Annotated in this window: 5 protein-coding genes; 3 read left to right on the forward strand and 2 right to left on the reverse strand. The window is 48.8% G+C overall.

What is annotated here, in order from left to right; translation table 11 throughout:
- The first annotated feature begins 282 nt into the window (after positions 1-282).
- The 3 genes from WG89_RS27215 to holA all read left to right on the forward strand — a co-directional run bounded on the left by WG89_RS27215 (position 283) and on the right by holA (position 4,620).
- Positions 283-2,676, forward strand: a complete 2,394-nt coding sequence (locus tag WG89_RS27215) for an aminotransferase class V-fold PLP-dependent enzyme (RefSeq protein WP_172806941.1) — start codon at positions 283-285, stop codon at positions 2,674-2,676.
- Positions 2,677-3,013: 337 nt separating this feature from the next.
- A complete protein-coding gene (locus WG89_RS27220) occupies positions 3,014-3,577 on the forward strand; it encodes an LPS-assembly lipoprotein LptE (RefSeq protein ID WP_062270796.1) in 564 nt (187 codons plus the stop codon).
- Entirely contained in the window at positions 3,574-4,620 is a 1,047-nt protein-coding gene (gene holA, locus WG89_RS27225; protein ID WP_062270797.1) for a DNA polymerase III subunit delta, read from the forward strand. The genes WG89_RS27220 and holA overlap by 4 nt, the downstream gene beginning before the upstream one ends.
- Positions 4,621-4,754: 134 nt before the next feature.
- Here holA and WG89_RS27230 read toward each other — a convergent pair whose 3' ends face one another.
- Together WG89_RS27230 and WG89_RS29810 are read right to left on the reverse strand one after the other, a co-directional pair.
- Complete coding sequence (locus WG89_RS27230) at positions 4,755-5,318, reverse strand: hypothetical protein (RefSeq protein WP_153301865.1); 564 nt, start codon at positions 5,316-5,318, stop codon at positions 4,755-4,757.
- A gap of 191 nt (positions 5,319-5,509) precedes the next feature.
- Positions 5,510-5,699, reverse strand: a 190-nt coding sequence (locus tag WG89_RS29810; RefSeq protein WP_172806942.1) for a transposase, incomplete at its 5' end; no start/stop codon positions are given.

Consider the following 5,699-nt stretch of genomic DNA (forward strand, 5'->3'; position numbering starts at 1 on the left):
GCGTATAACTTGAGGCGGATGTTCAGCCTGAAACAAGTGAATGAAGAGCAGTGGTTGGAACTGGTCTTGTTGGCGACTTATCTGTGGCACTATTGGGCTGATCTGAGGCCAAGAGTGAGAAAAATCATAAGGACAAGTTGAAAATGTAATGCGCCGGAGAGGGTTTTATAAGTTCTCTCCGGAATAGTCAGAGTCTGAAATTACTTGAACTGCGTTTATGGGTTCAAGTCCGACAGGCTGCTAGTCTATCTAGCCAATCTCTGTTAAATGCGGGGCAAGCTAATGCCAGAACATCGCTCATCGTTGATGAAAGCTCTACTACTGATCACTCTGTTATTTAGTGTCAGAACGGCTTTGGCCCTTATCATCTCACTTCCGAATGAAAGCGAGTTTTCAAGCTCGAAAAACTTTATACCGGTGGAGCAGGAACAATTCCCGGAACTTGACCTCCATACAAAACCCACTCTGGAGAGGAAGCTGGACTTTAACTGGCCCGCTAATCCTGAAGGTTTTGGTTCCACCTTTTTCAAAACCGAATCCAGGGAAAATTCTGGCACAGGGACTCTGGACATTTACCTGGTGCCTTCCATAATTGACGAATCATCCGATGCGAAAGATCCCTTCTCTATTGAGCCATTCGTAAATGAGGCTTCCCACCAGCACTGTGTAGCAGATAGTTGCTCAAGCAGTACTGACGCCACTCCTCTGGAAAGAATGACGGTTCGGAATGAAACCTATCAGTCCAAAACTTATCCGGTCTATAGCGCCTCTCTGAGTTCAGTAGCGTTCTCAGAGGTTAACTTCCAGCATCCAGTAGCCTGGAAAGGCGGTAGGCAACATTGCCGTATAAATGGTGTAAAGCCCAAATCCAGCTGCTCAACTATCAGCTCCGTCGTATTGCACTTCAGGCCAGACAACCCGGAGCAGCCTGAACATCTGGTTGTTCATATTCTTAACCGGGAAACCCTGAGCACCAAAGAAGCCACCATCGCTGAAATGGAGAAGTTTCTGAAAAATGATAAAAATCTCAGAAAGATGCTGGATGTAGTGCTGGAGTTCCGGGATGCCAAAGTAGACGACCATAAAATCAAGGAAAGTGGTCCCATGTACCTCTGGGGCTATACCAAGTGGCTCTATATCCGCCACTGGCTGTACCCTGGTATGACCCACTACGCTCCGGTCTATAAAGAAATTCCGGAAGAGCCGGAACCCCTGTGGAAAATCCGCAATATCGCCTACGGCTTTAAAAAGTACGAAGACGGCCTCTGGGAGGATGGTACGGTCTCAGGCTCTGTATACAGTGGCGACCATGATAACTATGACTTCCTGAATGAGATCTTTGGCATGTTCTCTCACGCCAACGCCATCCAGAAAGATCTCAGCCCCAGCGCCATGTATTTTGAGAGCAGTGTCGTCAATATGATGCTGGAAGCATTGGGCGGAAACAGTATTCAGGACGAAGGCCTGGGCAAACCCGATGGTGTCATCACCAGTGGCGGATCAATGAGCATCAAGGCGGCCCTGAAAGCTTACAGAGACAGGGCTATAGCCATGGGTATCAGGAATCCGGAGATCATAATCCCTTCCACAGCACACCCTGCATTCAAACGTGGCCCTGTTGACCTTGTCATCAAAGTGGCGAAGATTCATGAAGAGACTGCTGACGCCTCATACACTGTTGACATGGAAGATGTGAGAAGGCTGATCAATCCAGAAAAAACCATCCTGCTGGTAGGGTCTGCCGGTAACTACCCCTATGGCACTATTGATCCTCTCACCGAACTGAGCGGCCTGTCTCAGGAGTACGACATTGGGCTGCATGTCGACGCCTGCCTGGGTGGATTTATTCTGGCCTGGCTGAATCAGGAAAAATACCCCCATGTAAAACCCTTTGATTTCCGTCTGCCGGGCGTCACCAGTATCAGCGTTGATACTCACAAGTACGGTTACTCTCTTAAAAGCAACTCCGTGTTACTGATGCGAAACCGCGATTTGTCCGATTACCTGGCTTTTGTCGACACTGAATGGAAAGGGGGCATGTATGCTGTTGCCAACCTGGAAGGCAGTATGTCAACTGGACTGTTCGCAGCGCCCTGGGCAGCCATGCTGAAGTACGGCAAAAAAGGTTACAGACTCAAGGCAGAACAAACCTACGAGACTGCAGCCCAGATGGTAAAGGTCATTAAAAGTTATCCCGAACTGCATGTGATGGGTGAGCACACCATGTGTCTGGCCTTCAAATCGAGGGCCAACGCTTTCAGGGTGAATCATATCAAGGACTTCATGGGCAAAAAGAAACCCAAATGGCGCTTTAACGGCCTGAACCACCCGGAAGCACTGCACTTTTGTGTCACAGGCCCGCAGCTCGATAACGAAGACTTTATTGAACGGTTTGAAAAGGATCTGTCTGAGGCCGTTGCGTACGCTAAGGATATGACCCTGCAGGGTAAGGAACCCACCAAAAGTAATGTCTACGGTGTCAGTGGTGTGGACATAGCGTTGGAAGAAACCATCAGCAAGCAGGCCTTTGCCCAGGCCGGGGGTTACCTGATCCGGGATACTGCTGACAAGGACGAACTGATCCGGCAATTCAAGGTGGATATGCGAAGAATTGTCCATAAAGGACTGGGAATGCGTCGGCCAAAACAAAAGACCTATAATCCGGACGAGATCTGAGCACTTTAACTCATGAACTCAACGATACACAGGCAGGCGTTCCGGTGTTAACCTTTAGGGATTGGCATGCTGCAGCCTGTTAGACTTATGCTTTCGAGCATGAAATTCAGTAGAGCGAGTCAGCTTTTTCGTTGGATTTGTGCGAATAGTTGACCTATTTAAGCAAATTCAACGGAAAAGATGGCCGCTCTTTCTGGATTTCAGGCCGAAATTGCCTTAAGTCTGACAGGCTGCTAGCATGCCGATCCCTGAAACACTGTCCCACTGCTGGCACAGTTCCTGGTCACTGTTCACAGCCCTAAGGGTGATACAGTCCTGAGCGCGATATGGAGAGATCATGACAAGACGCTTTCATACAGGAGCCATTCTGCCCCTGCTACTGATTACCAGTTTGCTGACAGCCTGTGGCTTCCAATTGAGGGGCAAGGTGGATATTGCCAGTGAAATTGCTCAACTGTCTGTCTCAGGAAGTGATCTGCCCTTCGTCAGAGAATTGAGAAAGGCCCTGACCTTTAATGGCATTGAGGTGACAGACGATGCACATTATCACTTGCAGCTTGTCAGCCTTAAGCGCACCACCAGTGACGGAACGCAGGCCAGTGCTGGCCAGTACGAGCGTCTACTGACTCTGAAGGCAACCTACCAGCTCAGTACCAATGATGGCCTGAAACTGTTTGGTCCCATTGAACTGTCTAACGAACGCTATATGTTCCAGGATAAAAACCTGACTAACGCCGCTCAAAGCGAAGAAGCGATCATTTTTGACCAGCTTCGTCAGGATCTGTTGATGACCACCGTTCGCAGAGTAGCGGGCATCTCCGGTGAGGCTCTGCGTCAGGAAGAAGAAAGAGCGCAGAAAGTTCGTGAAGCCGAGCGTGAGGCGCTTGAATCCGAACAATGAAAATCAGACCCGATCAGCTCGGTGCCCAGCTCAAGCGACAACTTTCCTCCATTTATATCATCAGTGGAGATGAACCCCTGCAGGTTTCGGAATGCTGCGACCTGATCCGGCAACAAGCCCGAAAGCAGGGGTTCACAGAACGCCATGTCTATCATGTCGACAACAGCTTTGACTGGGGGGATTTCCTGGCCACGGCCAACAGCCTCTCACTGTTTGCCGAAAAGCAGATTCTGGAGCTTCGGATGCCCAACGGCAAACCCGGTGATTCTGGCCGGAAAGCCTTACAGGAATATCTGAAACATCTTTCCCCGGATAATCTGCTGCTGATCATTACCGACCGCCTCGATAACGCCAGCCAGAAGGCTAAATGGTTCAAGGCGCTTGATCAGGAAGGTCTGTTTATTCCTATCTGGCCCATAGAGCACGATAAATTGCCCGGCTGGATTGCCCGCCGCCTCAAGAGTCAGGGATTTGAAGCCAGCCAGGATGCCCTTTCACTGCTTTGTGAGCGGATAGAGGGCAACCTGCTTGCTGCCTCACAGGAAATTGAAAAGCTGAAACTCCTGGCCAATGACAAAACAATCGATGTAGAAACAGTCAGGGAAGCTGTTTCAGACAGTGCTCGCTACGATGTCTTTCAACTGGCAGATGCCGCTTTGAACGGCGATCAGAAATCGGTCGTAAGAGTACTCGGGGGCCTGAGAAGCGAAGGCATAGAGCCTCCAATAGTACTTTGGGCCCTTGCCCGTGAGGTTCGCCTGCTTAGCCACCTTAGCCGCTTGAAGTCACGTGGTGTTCCACCCGATGCTGCTTATGATCAGGCAGCCAAGACCCATGGCATGTCACCCTTCATGCTTAAGAAACGGAAAAGTCTGCTGGAAAAATGCATGAACCGACACAGTGAAAGTGCTTTTCGGAAAATGCTGGTCCATGCCGGACATATTGATAAAGGGGTCAAGGGATTGGAAAAGCTGAACAGCTGGGATGAATTGCTGACCCTGAGCCTCAGTCTTGCGGGAATGCCAGCACCAGCTCATCTGTAAGCTGGCTTTACACCAAAAGTTAGCCCCCGAGTATTAATCTCTGTTCATCCTGAGTTTGTCGAAGGATGCTGGTAACGCACCTCGACAGCTCAGTGCGAACGGTATAGCGGTATAGGGTTTAGCGCTTAGCTGTATCAGTGACCGCAGCAGCCAATGCCAATCTCTTTTCTTAACTCTTCTATACTCGTACGACGGTCTTCATTAAGAATGGAGCGGCTAAGAATTACCTTATTCACCTTGGTGATTTGCGGCACCCCTTTTATCAGATCAATTTCTGTTCGGGTAACCGCTTCAACGGCAATGTCATTAAAACGCTCACGGTACAGCCATACCTCTTTGGCTCGCTGCTCCACAATCGCTTTTTGGAACTCATTCGTAATAAAAACGAAGCGCTCCAATACTTTTTCCCGATACTCTATACCGTAACTCGCATTCAATTCAGCTTGCTGCTCAACGACTCTATAGTCCTGATTAAACTGAATCCCTTTGGAATTAGTGACAGTGAACTCAACATCTTCTGAATAAAAGCCTTTGATTTTCTCCACTTCTCCAGAGGAAATAGCCTGAATCCTGGCATCCAGAATCTGGGCAACAACGGCTTCGTCAAGCTTGTCTCTCTTGGAGGGCAGCTGCCTGTAATCACATGCCATCAACAGCAGCAGTACCGGAAACAAAAACACCAAAACTCGATACTTCACGCGAAACACCAAAACCTGCCAGATGCAGGCTAAACGATTCGAGAATTTTCAGATAATCAACTTACTTTCAATTACCCAAAACTAAATAATGGACACGTGTCAGCGCTAACGCCTTAAAAAAGCACAAGTAAAGCAATCCAATGAACTACCCCGCAGCAAGCTGCGGGGTATCCTCAGTGCAACTTGAGTGGTCAGTCCATAAACAGACTGATTTGGTTCGGACTTATTTCCTTCCGGTGTAGCTGCTTGTACTCCGCATTGCCTTGGTTTTTGACATAATTTGCAATTACATCTTCATTACCATGCTGGCCGACAGTATTCATAAAATATCCTGAACTCCAGAATGCTCCACCCCATAACTTTTGCTTAACTTCAGGGTTT

Origin of the sequence: Endozoicomonas arenosclerae (genome assembly GCF_001562015.1) — a bacterium.
Taxonomy (GTDB): domain Bacteria; phylum Pseudomonadota; class Gammaproteobacteria; order Pseudomonadales; family Endozoicomonadaceae; genus Endozoicomonas_A; species Endozoicomonas_A arenosclerae.

Excerpts from the sequence above, each read along its gene's own strand:
- holA (WP_062270797.1), top strand. The coding sequence starts at position 3,574 with ATGAAAATCAGACCCGATCAGCTCGGTGCCCAGCTCAAGCGACAACTT.
- WG89_RS27215 (WP_172806941.1), top strand. The coding sequence starts at position 283 with ATGCCAGAACATCGCTCATCGTTGATGAAAGCTCTACTACTGATCACT.
- WG89_RS27220 (WP_062270796.1), top strand. The coding sequence starts at position 3,014 with ATGACAAGACGCTTTCATACAGGAGCCATTCTGCCCCTGCTACTGATT.